This window comes from Bacteroides muris (ex Afrizal et al. 2022) (assembly GCF_004793475.1).
GTDB classification, from domain to species: domain Bacteria; phylum Bacteroidota; class Bacteroidia; order Bacteroidales; family Bacteroidaceae; genus Bacteroides; species Bacteroides muris.
In genome coordinates, this window is record NZ_SRYZ01000096.1 from 1 (window position 1) to 2752 (window position 2752).

Consider the following 2752-nt stretch of genomic DNA (forward strand, 5'->3'; position numbering starts at 1 on the left):
GTAACCATTCTATTTTCCGCCTTGACACGCATCGCAACCCAGCATATCTTTGCGCCATAACCAATTACTAACAAAGATTATGGCAAAAGAAAAAGTAAACTACCAGGAGGTGTACGACCTCTATCAGCTGTGCTGCGAAACCAAAGACCTTCGCGAGTTCTGTGCGGATTATGGAGTGAATTACGACAAGTTCATGAACTGGCAGCGCCACCAGCTGTGGAGTGAGAAGTTAGGCAAGACAGTCCGGGTGGAACAGCCCAAGGTTGCCAAAGTCCAGATAACCGGCAATCCCTGCAACAGTCCAACCGTGAAAATGGAAGTGAAACAGCCCGAAGGTGAAGCTCCGATAAGATGGGTAAAATTACAATTGGCATCAGGCGCAACGCTGTTCCTGAAAAACACCACTGTTCTTGATTTGAGTTTGTTGCTTAATAAAATGATAGGATGATATGCTTGGACTGAGTACTAACCTGAACTATTATCTGTTCAACGGTAATGTGGATTTGCGGAAAGGTATTTTCCGATTATGTGAGAGTATAAGGGAAGAGATGTCACTTGACCCGAGCGATGCCTCCAACGTCTATATGTTCATGTCCAGGAACCGTAAGGTTGTGAAGATACTTCATTATGAACGCGGTTTTTATGTGCTTTACGAGAAACGTCCTGTCATGGGAAAGTTCAAGAAACCGGTATTTGATGAGGTCTCCAAATGCTACCGGATACAATGGTCAGACATGGCCTATCTTACGGAAAGTATTGTAGTTGACAAGATGTACGTTAGTTCAAAAGATTAATATTAATATATTGATTATCAGTAAAATGATATAAAAATAAACGATAAAAAGTTTGCGTAACTGCCTGATTTTTCGTACCTTTATATCATGATTGATGAAAGGGCATACGAGTTACTTTGCTGCCAGTTGGGTCTGGCGAATGAGGAAAAGGCAGGGCTTCGCAAACAGGTAAACGAACTGATTGCGAGGCTTAAGGCCATTGAAGATTCCAATAAAGAGAACTCCAAGGCTCTGGTTGATACAATCAATGACCTCAAAGATTCCCTCGAAAAGCAATCAACTACGGTTGAAAATTATAGGAAAGAAATGGAGCTTATGAGAAAGCAGCTTGATGCAAAAGACGATGTGAACAGGATGCTGGCAAACGAGATTTCCAATCTCAGGCTTCAGCTTGAGGACAGCAGAAAACACCGTTTTGGCCGTACTTCCGAGCAAAGAAAACTGCTGAACAACCGTAACCTTGACAAGTCTGCACTGCATAAGTCCGAATATGACGGTTCTGACAGAAAGGATGATGACAACGATAAGGCTGACGGTAACGAAACCGGCAGCAGTACCATTTCTGGTAGCACACCTGCACAGAACAGCCAACCTTCAAGAAGAAAGGAAACTGCACCACGTGCCGTGAAAACCAAATTGAAAGTTGACAAAGTAGTAGTACATGAAGTGGACGAGTATTACACGCTTCCCGAAGGAGGACGGTTCATGAACCGCAACGGTATGCCTGATGTGTGGGAATACAGGGTCATAGAACATGTAAGGGCTCATAACGTGGAGCATGTCTACAAGGTGGCAAGGGTGAAGCTTGCGGACGGCACTTTCGCGAACACGATGGAACATCCGCTGAAAGACCTTGGAGGCATCTTCTCTCCTGAACTGCTTGCCCGTCTGCTCTGTCTGAAATACGACTTCAGCATGCCGGAGAACAGGCAGATAAGACTGCTTGCCAGAGAGGGCATCCACATAAGCAACACCACACTGAACAGCTATATCCATAACGGAATCGCCAAACTCAAGGGTTTTATCGGAGATGTCTTCAAGGGGTTTGTACAGCAGGCTGAATATCTTATGGTTGATGAGACGACCGAACTTGTAGGCATCGAAACAAAGGAAGGCAAGGCTTACAGGAGAAAGTACTTATGGGCATTCTTTGCAAAGCATATGAAGATGGTCTATTATCACTATAACAACGGCAGCAGGTCATCCGATGCGGCGAAGTCGTTCCTGGAACATTTTATGGGGACCCTTTCCACTGACGGATATACGGTTTACAGAATGTTTGATGGAGAAGACTCAAAGGTGCTTCATATAGGATGCTGGACGCACTGCAGAAGGTTGTGGGTTGACGCCTTGCCTTCGGACAGGACAGCGATGGAGATAATAGACTCCATCGGCGATATGTTCATGAATGAAGATCTGTTCCGCACCATGAAGCTCAGCGGTGAGCAGATAAAGGGGAAAAGACGGAAACTTACAGGACCGATTCTTGAAAGTATCCATCATAAGGTGGTCATGATGATGCAGGATGCGAAGATTATGGCTAACGAACTGATGAGAAAGGCTGTCAATTATACGTTAAACCAGTGGAAGTCCCTGAGAAATATCCTCAAGGACGGTGCAGCGGAAATATCGAACAACCTCTGTGAACAAAGGATGAAACCGGTAAAGCTGTTGCTCAAGAACTGTATGAACATAGGCAGTGAGGATGCGGCAGAAAACTCGGCATTCATCTTCTCTCTGATAGAAAGCTGCAAGCTTAATGGCATAGACCCTCAGGATTACCTGAAACACCTGTTCGAATGTATTCTTCATGGTAAGGACTGCGACAAGAAGACTCTTCTACCATGTTTTTATAAACCGGAATGTTAAAACAAAAATATTTTCTTGCGGGCATTTTTATTTTATCGGCTGAAAAACAGCCGATAAAATTGTCGTGGCGGAAAATAGAATGATTACAT

At 44.3% G+C, this 2752-nt stretch carries 3 protein-coding genes; all 3 read left to right on the top strand.

The genetic code is table 11. From position 1 onward, the window contains the following. Positions 1 to 79: 79 nt before the first annotated feature. The 3 genes from E5355_RS18905 (at position 80) to tnpC (ending at position 2663) form a co-directional block, all read left to right on the top strand. Positions 80 to 448 carry a hypothetical protein gene (locus tag E5355_RS18905; protein ID WP_136000331.1) on the top strand — a complete coding sequence of 123 codons (369 nt, stop codon included), beginning with the start codon at positions 80 to 82 and terminating at the stop codon, positions 446 to 448. 1 nt (position 449) lies between these two features. Next, positions 450 to 794, top strand: a complete 345-nt coding sequence (gene tnpB, locus E5355_RS18910) for an IS66 family insertion sequence element accessory protein TnpB (protein WP_121768667.1) — start codon at positions 450 to 452, stop codon at positions 792 to 794. A gap of 87 nt (positions 795 to 881) precedes the next feature. Continuing rightward, the gene (tnpC, locus tag E5355_RS18915) at positions 882 to 2663 is read left to right on the top strand and encodes an IS66 family transposase (protein ID WP_136011537.1); all 1782 of its coding nucleotides are present in this window, start codon (positions 882 to 884) and stop codon (positions 2661 to 2663) included. Positions 2664 to 2752 lie beyond the last annotated feature (89 nt).